The organism is Veillonella sp. 20925_1_51 (assembly GCF_041431445.1).
Classification (GTDB): Bacteria; Bacillota; Negativicutes; order Veillonellales; family Veillonellaceae; genus Veillonella; species Veillonella nakazawae.
Window position 1 is genome coordinate 167555 of record NZ_JAPVXT010000003.1, and the last position, 20243, is coordinate 187797.

The 20243-nt window shown below is 38.6% G+C and carries 17 protein-coding genes; 9 read left to right on the forward strand and 8 right to left on the reverse strand.

The features are described 5' to 3' along the window. Positions 1–110 precede the first annotated feature (110 nt). A complete protein-coding gene (locus tag O3607_RS04830) occupies positions 111–1052 on the reverse strand; it encodes a diacylglycerol kinase family protein (protein ID WP_024064501.1) in 942 nt (313 codons plus the stop codon). 216 nt (positions 1053–1268) lie between these two features. Between O3607_RS04830 and O3607_RS04835 the strand changes: the two genes are divergently transcribed. Continuing rightward, complete coding sequence (locus O3607_RS04835) at positions 1269–1976, forward strand: GntR family transcriptional regulator (RefSeq protein WP_371443448.1); 708 nt, start codon at positions 1269–1271, stop codon at positions 1974–1976. Positions 1977–2060: 84 nt separating this feature from the next. On the opposite strand, the gene O3607_RS04840 is transcribed toward O3607_RS04835, so the two are convergent. Further along, entirely contained in the window at positions 2061–2450 is a 390-nt protein-coding gene (locus tag O3607_RS04840) for a helix-turn-helix domain-containing protein (RefSeq protein ID WP_024064499.1), read from the reverse strand. Between the two features lie 152 nt (positions 2451–2602). On the opposite strand from O3607_RS04840, the gene crcB reads away from it, so the two are divergent. Both crcB and O3607_RS04850 read left to right on the forward strand, forming a co-directional pair. Beyond that, on the forward strand, positions 2603–2983 hold the full coding sequence (gene crcB, locus O3607_RS04845; protein ID WP_060924482.1) for a fluoride efflux transporter CrcB: 381 nt from the start codon (positions 2603–2605) through the stop codon (positions 2981–2983). 242 nt (positions 2984–3225) lie between these two features. Next, on the forward strand, positions 3226–4206 hold the full coding sequence (locus O3607_RS04850; RefSeq protein WP_303884434.1) for a molybdopterin-binding protein: 981 nt from the start codon (positions 3226–3228) through the stop codon (positions 4204–4206). 630 nt (positions 4207–4836) lie between these two features. Here O3607_RS04850 and O3607_RS04855 read toward each other — a convergent pair. From O3607_RS04855 to O3607_RS04865, 3 genes are read right to left on the reverse strand one after another with little or no spacing between them, the layout of a single operon-like run. Next, positions 4837–5067 carry a hypothetical protein gene (locus O3607_RS04855; protein ID WP_005385164.1) on the reverse strand — a complete coding sequence of 77 codons (231 nt, stop codon included), beginning with the start codon at positions 5065–5067 and terminating at the stop codon, positions 4837–4839. A gap of 9 nt (positions 5068–5076) precedes the next feature. Continuing rightward, positions 5077–5913, reverse strand: coding sequence for a metallophosphoesterase (locus O3607_RS04860; protein WP_371443449.1), 837 nt, complete (start codon positions 5911–5913; stop codon positions 5077–5079). A 55-nt stretch (positions 5914–5968) separates the two neighbouring features. Then, positions 5969–6742 carry a DUF4931 domain-containing protein gene (locus tag O3607_RS04865; RefSeq protein ID WP_371443492.1) on the reverse strand — a complete coding sequence of 258 codons (774 nt, stop codon included), beginning with the start codon at positions 6740–6742 and terminating at the stop codon, positions 5969–5971. 117 nt (positions 6743–6859) lie between these two features. Here O3607_RS04865 and O3607_RS04870 point away from each other — a divergent pair, with 117 nt between their 5' ends. From O3607_RS04870 to O3607_RS04885, 4 genes are all read left to right on the forward strand, one after another. Continuing rightward, positions 6860–7381, forward strand: a complete 522-nt coding sequence (locus O3607_RS04870) for an 8-oxo-dGTP diphosphatase (protein ID WP_371443450.1) — start codon at positions 6860–6862, stop codon at positions 7379–7381. Positions 7382–7475: 94 nt separating this feature from the next. Continuing rightward, positions 7476–8573 (forward strand): A/G-specific adenine glycosylase, encoded by a 1098-nt coding sequence (gene mutY, locus O3607_RS04875; protein ID WP_371443451.1) that lies wholly within the window; start codon positions 7476–7478, stop codon positions 8571–8573. Between the two features lie 16 nt (positions 8574–8589). Beyond that, positions 8590–9771 (forward strand): metallophosphoesterase, encoded by a 1182-nt coding sequence (locus tag O3607_RS04880; RefSeq protein WP_371443452.1) that lies wholly within the window; start codon positions 8590–8592, stop codon positions 9769–9771. A gap of 1565 nt (positions 9772–11336) precedes the next feature. Continuing rightward, the gene (locus tag O3607_RS04885; RefSeq protein WP_005385180.1) at positions 11337–11777 is read left to right on the forward strand and encodes a hypothetical protein; all 441 of its coding nucleotides are present in this window, start codon (positions 11337–11339) and stop codon (positions 11775–11777) included. A gap of 260 nt (positions 11778–12037) precedes the next feature. Here O3607_RS04885 and O3607_RS04890 read toward each other — a convergent pair whose 3' ends face one another. Further along, entirely contained in the window at positions 12038–13393 is a 1356-nt protein-coding gene (locus O3607_RS04890) for a class II fumarate hydratase (protein WP_371443453.1), read from the reverse strand. A 308-nt stretch (positions 13394–13701) separates the two neighbouring features. Here O3607_RS04890 and O3607_RS04895 point away from each other — a divergent pair, with 308 nt between their 5' ends. After that, positions 13702–15783: an OPT family oligopeptide transporter gene (locus O3607_RS04895; protein WP_371443454.1), complete on the forward strand. Its 2082-nt coding sequence runs from the start codon at positions 13702–13704 to the stop codon at positions 15781–15783. An 11-nt stretch (positions 15784–15794) separates the two neighbouring features. Next, positions 15795–16637, forward strand: a complete 843-nt coding sequence (locus O3607_RS04900) for a hypothetical protein (RefSeq protein WP_302857765.1) — start codon at positions 15795–15797, stop codon at positions 16635–16637. 182 nt (positions 16638–16819) lie between these two features. Here the strand turns inward: O3607_RS04900 and O3607_RS04905 are convergent, their stop codons facing one another. Further along, the gene (locus O3607_RS04905) at positions 16820–18196 is read right to left on the reverse strand and encodes an S-layer homology domain-containing protein (RefSeq protein WP_371443455.1); all 1377 of its coding nucleotides are present in this window, start codon (positions 18194–18196) and stop codon (positions 16820–16822) included. Between the two features lie 178 nt (positions 18197–18374). Further along, the gene (locus tag O3607_RS04910; protein WP_371443456.1) at positions 18375–20123 is read right to left on the reverse strand and encodes an S-layer homology domain-containing protein; all 1749 of its coding nucleotides are present in this window, start codon (positions 20121–20123) and stop codon (positions 18375–18377) included. Positions 20124–20243: the final 120 nt, after the last annotated feature.

Sequence of the window (20243 nt, forward strand, 5' to 3'; positions counted from 1 at the left end):
GGTATTTCCTATAAGGTAATGAACATAAAAAAGCTCTCTATTCTTGAATAGAGAGCTTTTATGTTATAGATTGTTATATAGTTTTGTCCTGTAGATTTCTCTACAATTTATTAGATATGTGGTAGTATAGGCAAATTCAAAGCCTTTTTCTTTTTGTGTTTTGCTGGGGCAAATACTTTTAGAACCCGTGGCAATACTTCGATATCTACTGGCATGGATGGGCCTTGGTCGCCATCCATATTAGTAGGTAAATCACCGATATTAGATAATAACTCAATATGAGCCTTTTTCACAGTTAGTGTTGTTGTATAACGGGAGTTGTAGATGGCACCACTAATGATAAGTGGCAATACGCTGAGTATATCGAGGATGAAGTATTCCTTGAATATTATGATGCGCATATAACCATCATCTACAGATGCTTCCGGCATGAAGCGTTCAAAGCTAGATACTACATTGGTGAGCAATGCAAGAACGAGTGGAGATTTACAGATAAAATCGTCATTCTCTGTTTTGATGCGGTATGTGTAGTCCTTTGTTGTAAATAAGGCTTGCCCTGCGCGTAAGAAGTAGGCTAGAGGGCCCAAAATGCTTTTTTCCTTTGGGGTAACCTCTTCGATTACCTTTGGAATAACACCGGCTGCGATATTATTGCAGAAATATTTGTTGTTACAACGACCGATATCAATGGTACGTGTTTGATTGATATCAATACGTTTGATCGCCTGTGTTGGATTCTGATGAATACCAAGGGCACGAGACATATCGTTTACAGTACCAACAGGAATGAAACCAAAGGTAGATTTAAAGCCACCTTGGGCAATACCGTTAACGGTTTCATTTACGGTGCCGTCACCGCCCATGCAGAATACAGCATCGAATCCGCGTTCGCAAGCATCTTTTGCGAAACGTGTAGCATCGCCTTCACCAGTAGTGAATTTGACCTCAATCGTTTCAAACAAGGTGCTCAATTTCCATTGTAAATCGAGGGCATAGCGACGTGCCGCACCGCCACCTGATACAGGATTTATGATAACTAAACAACGGCTCATGGTACAACTTCCTTACTTTCAAAAATGAGATATAGCTATTATCTATCGTTAAATTGACAGTCTTAGATGTGAGCTCTATAATTATATTATATGCATTAAACCACATATAACATATTTATTCAAAATACAAAATATATCGTACAATATATTATACTCATTTTAGCCGTTCTTTGAAAGTACGAATGAGTTGACGGGATATAAGATTAGGAGATATTAATGGGACGACAAGATTCTAAAGATAAATACAAATTGTCCGCTGTGGACTCCATTGAAAGATTACCACTTAGTGAACAAGTTTATTTAACATTAAAAACAGCTATCTTAACAGGCGAATTGATGCCACAAGAAAAGCTTAACGAAGTAAAAATTGCAGAACAATTGCAAGTGAGTGCTACACCTGTTCGCGAAGCATTCCGTAAATTGGCTAAAGATAATCTCGTAGTTATTGTTCCTTGGAAGGGTGTTACTGTAAAGGCGGATACTCCTGAAGAGATTATTGCATTGTATCAAGTGCGTGAAGTAATGGAAGGCCTTGGTGCACGACTTTGTGCCCGTCATGCCACTGATGAACAAATTAAAGAGTTGCGTGAAATTTGTAAAGAAATGCATGAAATTGAAGAAGCTACAGAACGCGTTGAAGTAAACAGTCGTTTCCATACTATGATTGCTTATTATTCTGGTAATGAACGCGTTGTAGAATACTTAGCGAGCTTCCGTGAACGCGTTAATCGCGACATGTACATTAGCTCTTTTAATGCAGTGCGTACTCATGATTGCGACGATGAACATGATCATATCGTAGATGCTATTGAGCGTCATGATGAAGTGGCAGCAGAAACTGCTATGCGTCAGCATATTAATAATGCATTTATCTTCAAAAAAGCAAATGCTGAAGTGCAACACAAAAAACTTAATGAAGTATAATGCCTATTGTTGGCATGCTTTATGAAAGGCTCCGCCGTTGGCGGGGCTTTTTCTGTACGAGCGTTAATACTGTATTTGATTAGCTTAACTTAGCTTTGGCTTAACTTTAGTTAGCGCGCTGTTCCTCGTATGACTTAGAAATTCTAATCGTTTATAGTGTGACGTAAGATGAGCATTGCAACTTTTATAATCTATGATACGCAACCTTACAAGCTGAGCTACATCAATTTGGAATGCTTGAGCGATTTTAAATAAAATTTCTAAAGACATGCCGGATATGCCTGTGCCACACTCTAGCTTGCTCAAATAACTGCGGCTAATACCAACGTGGCGTGCTAGCTCGTGTTGGGACATATTTAGAGATATACGAATGCTGGCAATTTTATGACCTAAACACACATATTGATGTTGTAAAAATGGGTCTTCGTAGGTATTTATTCGCAGCTCAGTTAACGGTGTTGTTGCAGGTTTCATAGGGATTCCTTTCTTTTCCCTGCTCTCTAAATATAGTATACTGAGACTGTTGGTCGTTGACTAATATAGAAAACTAGATATTTATCGGTTATTTCAGATAATTACACGGATTGTGAAAATCGTAGGATACTACTGTAAGTATAGGAGGCAATATGGAAAAATACATTGCAGTTGCCATTGGTGGCGCAGTTGGTGCGTTGTGTCGCATGGCTCTTGGCGAATGGGTTATGACAAAGGTGAGTTCCTTTCCATATGGAACGGTTGTAGTAAACCTCATTGGTTGCCTTATTATTGGCCTTGTACTAGGTCTATATATGCAAAAGCCAGATTTATCGCAGTTGGCGAGATTTTTCCTCGTTGTTGGTGGACTCGGTGCATTTACAACATTTTCAACCTTTGCCTTTGAAATGTTACAACTCATGATGGCTGAGTCCTATGTACAAGCCTTATTCTATGGCTTTGTACAAGTTGTAGGGGGCTTAATCCTTTGCTGGATTGGTGTACTACTTGCGCGTATACTCGGTGCAATCTGATCTTACCGAATAAGGTGACTTGAGTTACAGCATATATAAAGCTATTTTTATATGATTAATACATAAGACTATTTAGGTCTTATTTGGAAGATATTTATAAACTAATTTGCAAGAAATTCAGAATAGGATTAGGTATATTTTGTTGTTATAACATACATTGTATAGAATTCAGCATTTAAAGTTTGAATACAGTTTTGGGTCTAATACATTACACAGAATTCTAGATTATAAAGGGAGATATTATGAAATCCATTAGAACACAAGATGCCGTAGGGCATGCATTAATACATGATTTAGTACGCATTGTCATAGGAGAGGTGAAAGATACGCCATTCCGTCGTGGCCATGTTATTACGGAAGAGGATATTCCGAAATTACTAGACCTTGGTAAAGAGCATATCTTTGTGATGGAACCTGAGGATGAAGGATTCTTGCACGAAGAGGACGTGGCACGTGCTTTGTACAATATGGCAGGTGGCGAAAATATGCACGATGGACCTATGGCGCAAGGCAAAATCGAAGCTATTGCAGACGTAGACGGTCTCTTTAAAGTTGACGTAGAGCGACTACACGCTATTAATAGCATTGGCGAGCTTACTATCGTAACGAGATTTAATAATACACCTGTGAAAGCAGGCGATAAATTAGCGGGCATGCGTTGTATTCCATTGTTATTAGAGGAACAACAAGTAGAGGATGCGAAGAAAATTGCTAATGGCAAGCCTTTACTTAATGTAAAACCATTCGTACGCAAAACAATGGGCATTGTTACTACAGGTTCCGAAGTATTTGAAGGCCGTATTAAAGATGCTTTCACCCCAATCATTGAGGAACGTTGTGCAGAATTTGGTGTAAATAAAGTAGCTCATGAAATCGTAACGGACAATACAGACGATATCGTAGCGGCTATTGATAAGGTAAAAGCAGCTGGCGCCGACATTATTTTCTGTACCGGCGGCATGAGCGTTGACCCTGACGATTTAACACCAGGGGCCATTAAACGTTATGCAGATCGCGTAGTAACATACGGATTACCTGTATTGCCAGGTTCTATGGTTTGTATTGCTTATTGTGCTGATGGTACACCGATTCTTGGCGTTCCAGGTGGCGTATTATTTAGCAAACCAACGGCATTTGATGAAATCTTGCCACGCCTCGTAGCAAACGATGAAATCACAAAAGAGGATTGTATTCGTATGGGCCATGGTGGATTCTTAGGATAATCCTTTTATGGAACATCTAAAAACTATATAAGTCTATACAAAAAGCTGGTAGATATCTACCAGCTTAAGTGGAAAAATAAGGTGAAAAATGAGTAAGATTATAATATTAGGAAATATATTTATTTTGGCATCTATAATTTCTGGTATAGCCTTATATAAACTTGAAATTCGTAAAACTGCTATTAATGAAGAGTATGAATATATAAAAAAACATAGAGTTTTTGGTAGTTTAACAAAATATTTATCTATTATTTCTCTTATAAGCTTAATATTACTAATTCTTAAAATTATAATTGATAGGGATTATAAAGTAATTGTAAATTATGGAAGTATTTGGACTATTTTTACACTGATTACACTGTGTACAGGCTATTTTCAAAAACGAGATAGCTTATATTATAGGCGTGGACTTATTGCTATATTTTCGATGTTAATGTTCATTGCTGTCTGTATATATGCGTTTAGACGGATATTATTTTAAATAGGAAATGCATATAAAATATTAAGAAAGACTAAGATTATACAAATCTAATTTGTCCTATAACCATCTAATTTTCTTGATGGTTTCACATTTTAAAGGGGTTACAATTAATGCGTTATCACCGCATTTAGTTGTAACCCCTTTTTCTATTAAAATGATTTTTTCCCTAGTGTAGGATGGCTACAACGTTTTAGTGTTAATGTGTCAATCATGTGGACTGCTTCGTCCAACGTGATATCTTCACGCTTTGTCGGTGTTTCCAGAACTGCCAATGGATGGTCAGTACCTACCTCACCAGAGGGCAAGTAAATATATTCTTGGTTAATAGTATCGCCAAAAATATAGCCCGCTTGTAAATGTTCTTTATGAATGCGACTCATGGTCTCTCCTTACATAATTTCTTTCAGTCTAAAGTCTAGATAGTCTGCAGATACTAGCTCTAATTTTGTGGAGCCAAACTCCTTTGGAATGCGCTTAAAGGATATTTGATCGTGTAAATGTCCAAAGATACATGTATCTACTTTGTATTGCTCCATAAGGTCCGTGAAACCAGAAGGGGCATTGGACTCGTTAAATGGAGGGTAGTGTAACAATAAGATTTTTGTTACTGGTATGTTGTCTATATCTATTGCTGATAGATAGGCCTTATCAGAATCTGTTGTATCAGCTTTATTAAGATTTGTTATATCAACCTTTGCTTCAGCAGTAATTTCTTCTCTTAGTATGTCTACAGCTTTATTCATTTCTAGCAATGCTGCTTCGGTACGCATCAGTTCTCTATCGTAAATGGATTGGTCTGTTTCTGGTGTGAAATGGGAGTCTCCAGGACAGAGGTAGGCCCGTGTTCCACCAAAGGCAATAATGCGAGGGCCTTCTTCTGTTTGAATGAGTTCTGCTGTACCATGGCCTTGTAAAAAGGTGATAGCATCACCCATGAGGTTTCTCATCTTGTTAGCAGAGGCCCACCAGTAGTCGTGGTTACCGCGAATCATATATTTTTTGCCGGGCATGGATGCAATTTCTTGTAAATCGCAAGCTGCTTCATCAAGGCGAAGGGCCCAACTCATGTCACCTACGAGAAAGACGATGTCATCATCTGTTACACGGGAAATCCAATCTTCTTTGATGCGGCTCCAGTGATTATCCCAGTGAGGACCAAAAATATCCATCGGCTTCGTCGGAGGATTGCCAGATAGATGGAGGTCGCCGATGGCAAATACTTTCATAAACATCCTTTCAAATATATCATCAAAATTATTTAGATACAATTTGTATATTAAACTATTTAGAGGCGTGGAAGTACGGCGCAATGTCTTGAATGATTTTTGCAGCTCGTTCCTCGTCGCAAGTTTGAGGAATTTTGTAACCCACGTAAAGTGGTGTTGTGACATAACGGGCTACTACCTTGATATAGTCGTAGCCGTCCTCAAGATTATATACAAAATAGTTATAGGACTGGCTATAATTAGCGATGCTGCGCAATACATAACGCAATACCTGTTGTAAACGCAATGCAACGGAGCGAACCGGTGCATCTGGCTTGAAGCGAATATTGTACTCAAAGAATCCAATGATAGGCTGCGTGGACAAGGTGATGCGCACATCTTGATCTTCGCGCAAGAGCCAGCCTTCCATATTTTGAGCTGTAATATCTTCGTGGTAATCGTAATCTTCAAGGCCTATGATTTGGCTGTGAGGATGACGAATGGAACCACCGGACATATAACCATGGTTCTTGAAGAACAGTACGGATTTGAACTCTTTCCGTTCTCGTGTTTCGCGCCATTTATCAAGGCCAAATTGGAGAATACGGGCTGCTTCATCAGCAGGCAAGGTGGAAAATTCGCCTTCGTCCGTTTCCGTTTCAATAATAACCGTCGGCCATGTTTTATCTAGTACAGGATATTTGTTCATGAGCCATATGATATGGCCTGATGTATCTAGAATATCCGTTAATTTTGAACGATCACAGAAGGGGCAGTGCACTTCTTCGTTCCGAATATTAACAGGCTTTGTGCGCCCTAGTGCGATGTTAAATCGTAGTGGTTTATTCATCATGTGCCTCCTTCCGTATAAGAAAATCTATACTCTTAATCATACCATAATTAGCCCATTCGTACATGAAATAATGGTATAATAATAGGGTATTATTTTAACGATTGAGGAGGCCTTATGAAACCGACGACGCTCGTATTTCCTATTGATGAACAAAATCGCATATTGCTAGGTCGTAAGAAACGTGGTTTCGGGGCTGATAAATATAATGGATTTGGTGGTAAACTCGAGGCTGGTGAAAGCTTCCGAGACTGTGCTATCCGTGAGTTGTTTGAGGAATCTGGCCTTCATGGTCTCCCAGAAGACTTAGAATGTGTGGCTGCTTTTGATTTTCAATTTCCTTTTGATGAAAGCTTAACACATGTCGGTTATGTGTATTTTTTGCGTACTTTCACAGGCAATGTAGAGGAAACAGACGAGATGGAGCCTCATTGGCTAACGGTCGATGAAATTCCCTATGAGCACATGTGGGATGGTGACCGCCAATGGTTGCCAATGCTGCTAGAAGGCAAGAAGTTAAAAGGGCCCATTGTATTTGGTCGAGATAATAGTGCGGTAGATAAGATGGATTTGACCGCTGTGGACACCGTTCTTGAAAGCGAACACTTGGCGCGCATTGATCTGTATATTAATGGATAATCTGTACCTTATTGGCTGCAACATATATGTTGTAATATGCCTATAGTCATGAACGTGGTACTAGAGTCCTAAGTTTATAATATTTTGAGGTAATATGACTGATAAAAAGAACCCTAAGTGGGTGCCACAGCTGTTGGCGTGGTATGATGTGCATAAACGGGAATTGCCGTGGCGCGATTGCGGAGACCCTTATAAGATTTGGGTGTCTGAGGTGATGAGCCAGCAGACGCGCATTGAGGCGATGAAGCCCTATTATGACAATTGGATGCGTTTATTCCCAACTTTAGAGGACCTAGCAAAGGCCTCTGAGGATGAGGTGGTTCACGCTTGGCAGGGGCTTGGTTACTATAGCCGTGCTCGTAACTTGCGCCTTGGCGTAAAGGACGTCGTGGAAAACTACGGTGGTATTGTGCCCCGTGACCGCAAGACTATGGAGTCCTTGAAGGGCGTAGGATCTTATACGGCTGGGGCCGTGCTATCCATGGCGTACAACGAACCAGAGGTAGCTGTAGACGGCAATGTGCTGCGCATTTACGCTCGTTTATATCGCATCTTTGATGATATTTTGAGCACTAAAGGTAAGAAGGCTATAACTGCTATTGTAGAGGAAACATTACCTCACGATCGACCTGGTGATTTTAACCAAGCATTGATGGATTTTGGCTCTGCTGTGTGCATTCCAAAAACTCCGCGCTGTGGGGAATGTCCTATTGTAAATATGTGCGCAGCATATCAACATAAGGATACGGACAAATTACCTGTGCGCATCAAGAAAACGAAGGTTGTAGAGGTGCCTCTATTTGTAGGCATCTTGCAATATGAAGACTACTACCTATTGCATAAACGCCCGAATCGTGGGTTGTTACGGTCCATGTGGGAATTTCCTTCGGTGGAAATGGTATCTACCTTTGACGAAGGGGAACAAGGTCTTGAAGAATTAGTTAAGGATCTAGGCTTTGAACTAGCTTTACAACCTGTATTGGTAAAAGAAATAACACATATTTTCTCTCATCGAAAATGGTTTATGAAAGCATTTCGCGGTAATTTGACGTATGCAGGAGATGCTAAAAATATAACGATCGGAGACATCCAAAAGCAATTGCCAAAAGACTGGATGCTCATCAAGCGCGACGAGTTCGCCGATTATGCTTGGGCAGGTCCTCATGGTAAATTGACGGAGATGGCAAAATAATTTGTAGGAGCAATGAATGAGAATTCTATTTAATATCATTTTTTCTGCTATCCTTGTAATAGGATTGGTAGGATTTTGGGCGCTTTTCCTCAATTTGTGGAAGCCTAAAAAGAAATGGCCTGCTTGGGTGGGTTATATAATCATTATCGGTGCGTGGTTCGCTGCCATCCGATACTATATACTCAATCAAGTGGATCTATACGGAACGATGTATTATCCGTTGATGAATCTATTCCGTACTGAAAGTTACGGTTTTCTCTTTGGCCTATTCTTGGCTATTCCTGTATTCATCGTCCTAGGTTTACTATACTGGGCGGTTAATAAAATTTGGAGCAAAACGCCAGAGGAAAATAGAACGGGCCGTCGCGCCTTCTTTAGAACCGCGGCAACAGTGGTACCGTTGGCAACAATTGGTGGTTCTAGCTATGCTGCCTATATAGGTCAACATGAGATTGAGGTTACTCATGAAAGCTTCGGTTATACGAACTTACCGCCTGGGTTAAAGGATTATAAAATCGTTCAACTCAGCGATATTCATGTAGGGCCAAGCATCGACTTAGATGATCTTGATGAAATTTTAAAGCTCGCCCTTGTAGAAAAGCCTAATCGCGTTGTTATCACTGGTGATTTAATCGATAAACTAGCTTGGTTGCCTCAAGTTTGTGAAAGACTGACAACCTTTGCAAAACAAATTCCTGATGGTGTAGATTTCATCTTAGGAAATCACGAATACCATCACGATGTAAATAAGGTATTAGACGAACTAAAACATAATACACCGATGAATATTCTTGTGAATAGCAATATTCAAATTATGGGCGGTAAACAACCTGTATATATTGCAGGTGTTGCGTATGACAATGATCGGGAAAAAGAAAAGCGTGAAGCTATGATTGATAAGGCTTTATCTGGTATTCCAGACTATGCCTTTGTTATCCTATTAGCGCATCACCCTGAATTCTTTGAAGAAGCCATTGAACGTAAAATTCCATTGACCCTCTCTGGTCATACCCACGGTGGCCAAATCGTATTCATGGGCATGCCGTTGGTACCAACAGGTACACCATATACAAAAGGTCGCTACGTAGAAGAACAAAGCGTGTGCTACGTTAATAACGGCACAGGACACTGGTTCCCAATTCGTATCAACTGCCCACGAGAAATTACAGTCATTACATTCTTTGATGGTGTAGCTTAGAAGTAAAGATGAGTTCCTTAGAATAAAAAGTGAGCTCATTAGAATAAAAAGTGAGCTTATTATAGGGATACAATCATGTATAGTAAATCTTTTATCCATAAATTTCTTATATGTATCATTCTACTTGCTCTATTTGATATATCTCTGCTCTATGATATGACAGCGGATATATATAAGGGATATCTCAAAATAGCAATACTAGTGGCAATTGGATGCCATTTAGATATATACCTAGAATTCAGTAAGCAAGAAATACTGATAATACAAGCATTTGAGAATAATACATTTAACGAGACCTATGAACTGCTAAGTACGAAACAGATGGTTTTTATCATATCTTTGATCATGTTAATGACTATAAAACTTGTGAGATATTAGAAAAACATAGGTTACAAATAAAAAGAGGCATTGTATTTTAGATACAATGCCTCTTTTTATTATATGAACTTATATAATAATTGTGATATATTAGAGTTAAAATTTTTAGTTGTGTTGCTTAAAGAAGAGAGTGTATTAATAAATGATTCCGTTGTCTATTTATAAAATCGGATTACCTGTAGGTCTTTTGGCTTATTATTTATATAGGTTGTTTAGACTCTATATTTTAAAAAGTGATATGGAGTTGAAATCCCCTAATCTATATGGTCTTTTCTTAGGTTTAGGGGTTCCAATCAGCCTCTTTCTTATAGTGCAGACATTTTTTATTCCCGATTTAGTTGATTATCTTAGTTTACTCTATGTAAATATGGGTATCTTAGTTATTGTTGAGATCATTGCAACATTTAAACTTAAATCCTCAAAAAGCTATTCTAATGCAAAGGTTTTTCGGTATTATTTATATTTCATAACAGCTATATTATTGTGGATGATATGTAATTGAATGATTGATTAGATTGAAACATTGATATTGTAGGGCTATTTTATAGGTGTAGATTAATGTATAGCAAATTTTTTATCTACAGAGTTATTATATGTACTATTCCAATTATTCTTATGGATATAGCTTTTATCTGCTCAATGATAACTGGTGGATACGAAGGAAATCTAAAAGCAGCAATACTAGCGGGGATAGTATTGCATATAATTTTATATATATTAAGTCGTAAACAAGTAAAGCTGTTAATACAAGCATTTAAGAAAAATGGATTTAAAGAGATTAATAATCTATTTAATATGAAATATGTTTTTCTAATTGTATTTTTTATGGTATTAATAGCTATAAAATTTATGAGATATTAGAGAAGTAAAAAGTGGAGTATAAAAGAGTATTTATATAGAGTTTTTTGTTTTGTGGGAGTAGTAATGTGAAAAGTGTTTTTAAGTTTTTATTTTATAGTATTATAATCGTAGCTATTTTATTTCCTATAGTTCAGATTTTATATCGTCTTTTAAATGGTATTCCAATTGATGAATTGCTAAGCTCATTACCATATGTATATCTTGGTGTAGTAATATTTTATGTTTTAGGTTTTCTTTTTATTAAGTATGTATTGAAGTCATAATTTATAAATAAAAGTTCCGATACTATATCGTATTAGGGTTTAAGACAGATGAGGTAAGATATAATGAATAACATAAGGATTCCAATATATAAAATATTAGCCATATGTTTTTTAGTGGGACTTAGTATAATTTATTTAAATTTTTATGGGATACATACCGAACTAGTAGATTCTTATAGTTTTGGTCGTTATCGAATTGTGTTTGGTGGAATGCTAGAGGATAGCACATATAAAACTAGATTGGAATTTTCTAAAATTTCTCATAAGGTGGTATTTCCATATTTATATGTAAAAGGGGAATCGGGTTATACTAGGGTTTTATTAACACCAATAGGTACAGATATTTTAAAGATACCCAATTACTCATTTTATGATACTGCTAGTATAATAGAGGATATTGATAGCATTAATAACTTAAAACGTATTTATGGTAAATCTATATCTATAAAAGATGATCTGAGCCAAATTAGTGAAGAGGATAGAATTATATTTAAATCATTATAATGAATGCGGATAGCATAAGGCATTTTTTTGATTGGAGTATATTTTATGCTTAAAATGATGCTTTTAAAGGTACATTATTATAGAATTTCATTAGTTTAAATTAAATATTGCTATAAGACATATAAAACAAAAAGGACGTAATAGTCTATTCTTCAGTAATAAGTATTATTGAAGATTTCAAGACTATTACGTCCTTTTATTTTCCGTTCATTTGAGGTATGAGAGGATGTTACAGATATGTCATAGAGATGAGAGAGATTTTATTTCATGCGAACTGCTTCAGCAAATTCGTCTTCAGTCATGAGTTTTTCTTCCAAGATGATTTCTTTGATAGAACAACCGCGTTTGTATGCTTCTTTTACAACCTTAGCACTCTTGTCGTAGCCGATATATGGTGTTAAGGATGTAGCAATCATGAGGGATTGTTCTACGAAGAAGTTGAGTTTTTCCGGCACAAATTCTACGCCGTCGATGCAGTGTGTTGTGAAAGAGTTCATAGCATCTGAGAGGAGGCGACAGCTTTCAACAAAATCATAGATCATGATAGGCATGTACACGTTCAATTGGAACGCACCGCTGCCTGCACAGAGTGTCATAGTCGTATTATGACCGAATACTTGGGCGCATACCATGGCCAAGGCTTCACATTGTGTAGGATTTACCTTGCCTGGCATGATGGAGGAGCCCGGTTCGTTTTCAGGAAGATGCCATTCGCCATAGCCGCAGCGAGGGCCAGAGCCTAAGAAACGGACGTCGTTAGCAATTTTGAATAGTGTAGTAGCTAATGTATTGAGTGCACCGTGAGCCATCATGAAAGCATCTTTAAGAGCGAGTCCTTGGAATTTGTTGTTCTTCACGCGGAATGGCGCACCTGTTACCTCTGGCAATACAGTTTCCATAACGTCTAGATAGCCTTTAGGCGTGTTTACGCCAGTACCAACAGCAGTGCCGCCGAGAGCTACATCGAGTAGGTGGTCCGCGTTTTGAAGGAGCATAGTTTTAGCAGTTTTTAAGCCGTCCACAAAGGCGCTGATTTCTTGGTCTACCATGATGAAAGTAGCATCTTGTAGGTGGGTACGACCAACTTTTTGCAAACCTTTGCCTTTTTCTTGCAATTTCTCGAAGGATGCGATAAGGCCGTCTAATGCAGGGATGACGCGTTTTGTAATTTCAAAGTATGCGCAGATATGCATTGCCGTAGGGAATGTATCATTTGTACTTTGGCCGCGGTTTACATCGTCGTTAGGATGGAGTGGGTTGCTTTCATCTAACTGTTTAGCCCGGTGAGCGATTACTTCGTTCACATTCATATTAGTTTGTGTGCCAGAACCTGTTTGGAATACAGTCAATGGGAATTCATCATTCCATTTGCCGTCCACGATTTCATCAACTACTTGAGCGATGAGTTTCGCTTTTTCCTCAGTTACTGCGCCACACTTAGCATTAGTTAAAGCACATGCTTTTTTGACAAGCGCAAGCGCTTTGATTTGTTCAATAGGAATGCGGTGGTCACCGATCTTAAAATTATTGAACGAGCGTTGCGTTTGAGGTCCGTAAATTCGTCTAGCGTCGACTTCGACTGGTCCCATTGAATCATATTCAGTTCTTGTTTCCATAATGTTTACAACCTCCTTAAAAGACATGCCGACCTTATCGTCGGTACTTTAATTATATAAAATCCTGTATATTTGTACAGAATAAAAGATAATGATTTCTATTTTCATATAGAAGGGAGTTGTATATGCGATTTGTGCATATACATCTTTTTCTTCTACCGATATATATGCGATGATTTATATTAATTTGTATACATGTTTCATATAAATCATCGCATATATATTGAAATCATCGCTTTAACACGATAAAATGGAAGTAGCTTATTATATTGTTGTAAGCTCTAGTTTCACAGAGGAGGTAAGTACTTATGAAACATGACTTTATGAGCCATGACCTTCATCTGCCGGAACTGACGGTACGTGGGATGCTACTTGGTGCATTAATTACTGTTATTTTTACAGCATCTAACGTATATCTCGGTTTGAAGGTTGGTTTGACATTCTCGTCATCCATTCCGGCAGCCATTATTTCAATGGCAATTTTACGTTTCTTCAAGGATTCTAACGTTCTTGAAAACAACATGGTACAAACACAGGCTTCCGCAGCTGGTACTTTGTCCGCAATTATCTTTATTTTGCCAGGTCTACTAATGCTTGGCTATTGGAATGGTTTCCCATTCTGGCAAACATTCTTGCTCTGCGCATGCGGTGGTTCTCTTGGCGTGTTATTCACCATTCCATTACGTCGTGCCATGGTAGTAAATAGTGATCTACCATATCCAGAAGGCCGTGCAGCAGCAGAAATATTGAAGGTTGGTTCCCACAATGGTGGCCAAGGCCCTCAATCTAGCTCCGGTATGGGAGATATCGTATCCGGTGGTCTTGTAGCTGGTATTATCAGTCTTTGTGCGAATGGCTTCAAAGTTCTTGGGGACAGCATGAGCTTCTGGCTTCCTGTAGGTAGCAAAGGTATTACTCAAATTCCATTGGGCTTCTCTACAGCGTTGTTAGGTGCTGGTTACCTTATCGGTATCGCTTCTGGTATCGCTATCCTAGTTGGTGTACTCATCGCTTGGGCTGGCTTTGTACCTTATTTCACTAATATCTTTGCTCCAGATGGCGGTGCTACTGCTAAGTTTGCAATGGCTGTTTGGAAATCTAAAGTTCGTTTCATCGGTGCTGGTGCTATCGGTATCGCAGCGATTTGGACTTTGATTACATTGATCAAACCTATCATCGAAGGTATGAAAATTTCTGTTAAATCCATGAACAGCAGTTCCGCTGAACGTGAATTGCATCGTATGGATACAGATATGAGCACAAAATCTGTTATCATCGTGTTCGGTATCATCCTTTTAGGTTTAGTTCTTACATTCTGGGACTTCGTATCTGCAGTACCTATTAGCGCGGGCTTAATGTGGACACTTGTTATTGTAGGTGTTCTCGTAGCATTGCTAATCGGCTTCTTCGTAGCTGCTGCATGTGGTTACATGGCAGGTCTTATCGGTACATCTGCATCTCCAATCTCCGGTATTGGTATCTTGGCGACTATTATTTCTTCCTTAGTGGTGTACTTCATCGCTTCTGAAAATAACTTGTTCGCTACAGAAGCAGGCGTACAATTCGCTACAGCTATGGCTATCTTCATGACATCCGTAGTTATCGCCATTGCATCTATTTCTAACGATAACTTGCAAGACTTGAAAACAGGTCAACTCGTTGGTGCTACACCTTGGCGTCAACAAATTGCGTTGTTACTTGGCTCTGTAGCTGGTGCAGTTGCAATTGCTCCTGTTCTTAACTTGCTTTACCAAGCATATGGCTTCACAGGTGCGTTACCACGTGCTGAAATGGACCCTAATGCTGCATTATCCGCTCCACAAGCAACTTTGATGACTACAATTGCTCAAGGTATCTTCAGTTCCAGCATGGATTGGGATTACATCTTGATTGGCGTTTGTGTTGGCGTAGTAGCAATCATCGTTAACTTGATTCTTAAGAGCACAACAGCTTCTTTAACATTGCCTCCATTGGCAGTTGGCATGGGTATCTACTTACCTCCAACATTGGAAGTGCCACTCATCTTAGGTTCTTTCATTAGCTATTTCGTAGGCCGTTACCTAGTGGCTCGTGCTAAAATGCGTGCTGGCGAACTCGCTGAGTACGATGTTGAACAATCTAACCGCCGTGGCGTTCTCTTCGCTTCTGGTTTGATTGTTGGTGAAAGCTTGATTGGTGTAATCATAGCTGTTATTATTGTATTGTCCGTTACAACTGGTGGTGGTGAATCTCCACTTGAATTAGTAGGCCCTGATTTTGAAAGCACAGCACAATGGTTAGGATTGCTTGCATTCATCTTCTCTGGTCTCTACCTTGTTCGTCGTGTTGTAACTCACAAATTCAATAAAGAAGAAGCTTTAGCAATGAAAGCTGAGCAAGAACAACAATAAGAGGTTAAACAATGAAATTAAAACAGTCTGTACTCATCATGATGGCTGCTGCATTGCCAGTAGTATCCTTCGCAGCAAGCGAAATTCCTGTAACTAAAGACACTACAACAGTGCAAGCAGCGCAAGCTGATACGAATAAAGTAAATCGTAACGATTTAACATACCGTATCTCTAGTACTGCTACACCGGAGCAAAACCGTGCGTTGCGCTCTGTAGCATCTAAGGTTGATCGCGATGCAGTTGAAGTAGTAGCACCTAATGCGGACCGCTATATGGACCGCAAAGAGGTGGCTGTATCTCCAGTGGAATCCACTACAGATCATCTTGATCTAGTGTTCCCAACAGTTAAATCTGTTAGTCCAATTGTAGAAAAAGCAATCAATAATACTATCAAAAAATACGTTGCTAAAGTACAAAACGACGTAGAAAAAATGAATGCCAAAGACGCTGATAAAACAAATGTAGTTATGTACTACGATGTTAAAACAGACAAAAATGGTATCTTCAGTGTATTGATTCATACGTACACAATGCGTGATCGTGATGCTAATGGCGTCAACTATGTAAAAGGCTTCACATTCAACACTACAACAGGTCGTCAATTATCCTTGTATGACCTTGGTGGTCTTAACAAAAAAGAATTAGTGAATGCTATCGAGAATAATCAAGATGTGAAGAATCAATTGGGCGGCGAAGTAAACATCGACAAAATGCCTACTGAATTCTACACAACCGATGACTATTCTGTTGTAATGGTATTGCAACAAGACGTGGATACAATGCACAGTGCAGGTACCGTATATGTACCGGTTGGTAATTTACGTGACCGCCAAAATGATGTAACAAAAAAATAATCGAACTGTGTGAATTCGATTATGTGTGTATAGTAACAGCTGTTTAATTGTGAAAGAACCGCTCCTTTGGGGCGGTTCTTTTTTTGCGTTATAGATTTAATAATAGTCTTATCATACATTTTCATGGGAATACAACAAAAAGCCGTGTAAGAACACGGCTTTTTATCATTTAGCTTATTTAATTATTTATTTGTTGTATCGTAGTAGTTTACGCGTGGAGGCAATGGGAATTGGATCGCTGCATCCGCTTTTACTGTCTCTGGTTGTGGTAATTGTACTACTACATTGTTTTTGAATTTCTTTTTGAAAGCTTTCACAGTGTCCTTTTGAACAGAGTCTGCTGTGATGATAAGAGCGCTTGTATCGTCATTAGGACGGATGGAAATGATATTACCTTTTGGCTCTTTAGCTTTGTATAAATCAAGAGCATCGGATTGATAATCTTCAAGTTGAGCTTGATTTAATTTACCTTGAGATACTACAAGAGCACTTTCAAGTTGTGGATCTTGCGTTTCAGAAATTGCATGCGCCACAGCATCAGCTTTTTTCTTATCTGTTAAAGAAGCATGTAATTTTCCACCATCCCAGAAGAGGGCACCGTCTTGACGGAATTTAGTGAAGTCATTGCCATAGCCTAATGTTTTGTCGATAATAGTAGCTGTTTTGCTTTCTACTTGTTGTTTGAACAATGTATTGTGGAAGGCAAGTGCTTGCTCTGTTTGTGTCATGCGGTATGCAATCTCAGCTGCTTCAGCACGAGTTACATATTTTTCAGGGTTGAATAATGTGCCAGGAGCGTAGTTTGTAAAGCCAAGGTATGCAAGTTCACGAACTGCGTCTTGAGCCCAAGGAGCTACGAATTTTTGGTCTCCATAAGCAATATTATCAAGTGCTGTTGGATCCTCTGTTGTGTATCCTAAGTAGTGAATGTAGTTGTCTGCTACTACAGCAAATTCTTGGCGAGACATATATTTTTCAGGTTTATATGTGTTATCGCCATAACCGCTGATGATATTTTTGCGCGCTACAGATTCGATAGCAAGAGCGGACCAACGATCAGATGTAATATCTTTAAATTTGCTAGATAAGAAGGCTGCTGTACCATCATCTGTGATGTTGTTGAAGAGAGCAGCTACTTCTTCACGAGTCATAGGTTGGTTAGGTCGGAATGTACCATCAGAATAACCTTTCATAAGATTTGCTTTTGTTACAGTACTGATAGAGTTGGCAGCCCAGAAATCGCTAGGTACATCAGAGAAGATGTGGGCACGGATTTTTTGAATATCTTGAGGCGTACCAATAGATGTATTTACAACCATAGGTGTGGCAGCTTTAGCAGCATCAAATTTAGGAGACTCTAATTTAGTTGCTTCTACGTTAGAAACATCTGTTTTTGGTGTAACTGCTTTTGTATTGACTACTGTAGACGCCTCAGCTTTTGTGGAGGCTACTGCATGAGCATGAGTTGTAGTATTAGCAGACACAAAACTGAGGCCTGTTGTAGCTAATAGTGTGCCTAAAACAAGGGCACGTAATACATAAGGGGTATTCTTGTACATAAAAATCCTTCCTAATTATGGTAAATGGCTACCGTTCTATAGCCGAAGAATATAAACTTTCACCAACAATAAAATCTATATCCATTATATAGCGAATAATAAGGCATGCATAGTGATATAAACAAAGCAGCGTAATACTAAACGTATACGCTGCCTTGGCTAGTTGAGTGAACGCCTATTAGCGTTTAACTGTCATTTTTACTTTGGAACCGAATAATTTAGACATTCCTTGTTGAGTTTCTTTAGATGCAGTTGTTACAACAGCATAAAGTTGGTTGTTTTCTACATCAGGGAATGTAGCTAGGATTGTACCAGCTTTTTCATTTTTGTTGTAATAGTTGCGGAAGTTTGCATCGATTGCATCGTATTCAGTTTGGCTGTATTGGGATGGCTCAACTACAACATAGTTGTTTACAGTGGAATCACCACGTGCAGCAAGGTTAGCTTTTACTGTGGAGATATCGCTATCTGTTTTCAATGCTACGTGCAATTGATTATCGCGCCAGTACATTACGCCGTAATCTTGGAATGCATCTTCTGTTTTATATGTTTTATTCAATTCATTGAATACTTTATCTTCTAAAGCAGCTTGTTGTTTTTGATCAAGTGCTTTTAAAGTGCTACGACGAACAGGGCGAACTGTGCGAGTAGGTTCAGTTTTTTGAGCTACTGCAGCATTTTTATTGCCTTTTACGTCTTTTTCAACTTTTTTTGCATCAGCTTTTACGGCTTTGTCAGCTTTAGCTACATCTTTTTTGGCATCTTTGCTTACTTTAGATGCATCTTTTTCTGCTGCTGTATCAGCTTTTTTTACATCTTCTTTTACAGCTGTTTCAGCTTTAGCTTCAGTTGTAGTATGTTTTTGTGTTGCAAGGCCAGCACCATTAAGCATGCGGTTCAAGATTGTTGCCGCTTGTGCTCTTGTTACAGGTTGTTTAGGGTTAAAGTTTTCTGTTGCCCCAGATGCTACAATGCCACGTTGTGCCATGTATTGAATATCTGCTAAGTAAGCAGAGGAAATGCTAGCTTCGTCTTTGAAAGTAACCTTTTCTGTTTTTACAGGTGTAGAAAGGTTTAATTTCTTAGCCAAGCTTGCTGCGGATGCTACGAATTGTTCGCGGTCCATAGTTTTGCTAGGTGTGAAAGCTGTTTTAGATGTGCCTTCCATTACGCCTGCAGCGCTTACCAATTTGATAGCAGAGCTGGACCAACGATCTGCTTCTACGTCAGAGTAGGATGTAGAAGATTCTTTTGTTACAATATCAGCTAATTCTTGTTCATTTAAGTTATGTTGTAATACTTTGCCGTAAATAGCAGCTGCTTGTTCACGAGTGATTTGAGCACCAGGTTTGAATGTGTTATCTGCGTAACCAGAAAGGTAACCAGCTTGTGTCATTGCTTGGATAGCATCGCGAGCCCAGTTATCTTTAGTGTCAGGATATACACCAGCAGGTAAGTTTTCTTTAGCTTTTACAGCTTTTTTACCTTCTACCTTTGCAGCATCTTCTTTAACATCATTTTTTACAGATGTATCAACGCGTTTTGCGTCGTTTTTTACAGAAGTGTCAACGCGTTTAGCATCGTTTTTAACGGATGTATCTACACGTTTAGCATCGCTTTTTGCGGATACATCTGCATGTTTTGCATCATGTTTTACTACTGTAGTGCCATGTTTAGCATCGTTTTTAACGGACGTATCAACGCGTTTAGCATCGTTTTTTACGGAAGTATCAACTCGTTTAGCGTCATTTTTTACAGATGCATTTACACGTTTAACATCAGTTTTAACTGCAGTATCAGTTTTTGTAGCAACATTAGATACTTCGGCTTTTGTGTGCGCCGCAGTTGTTTCGGCGTGAGCCATGCCGAATGTGGAACCGAGGGCCAATGTAATTGCCAAGGATAAAGATAATTTATTTAGTTTCATTGAAAAGGCTCCTTTCAAACTATACTTATATAAAATAAATTATAACACTTTTTAAATTTATACACTACTATAAGAAAATGTAATATATAAGGATAAAAATTACATGAATTTGAAATTCAA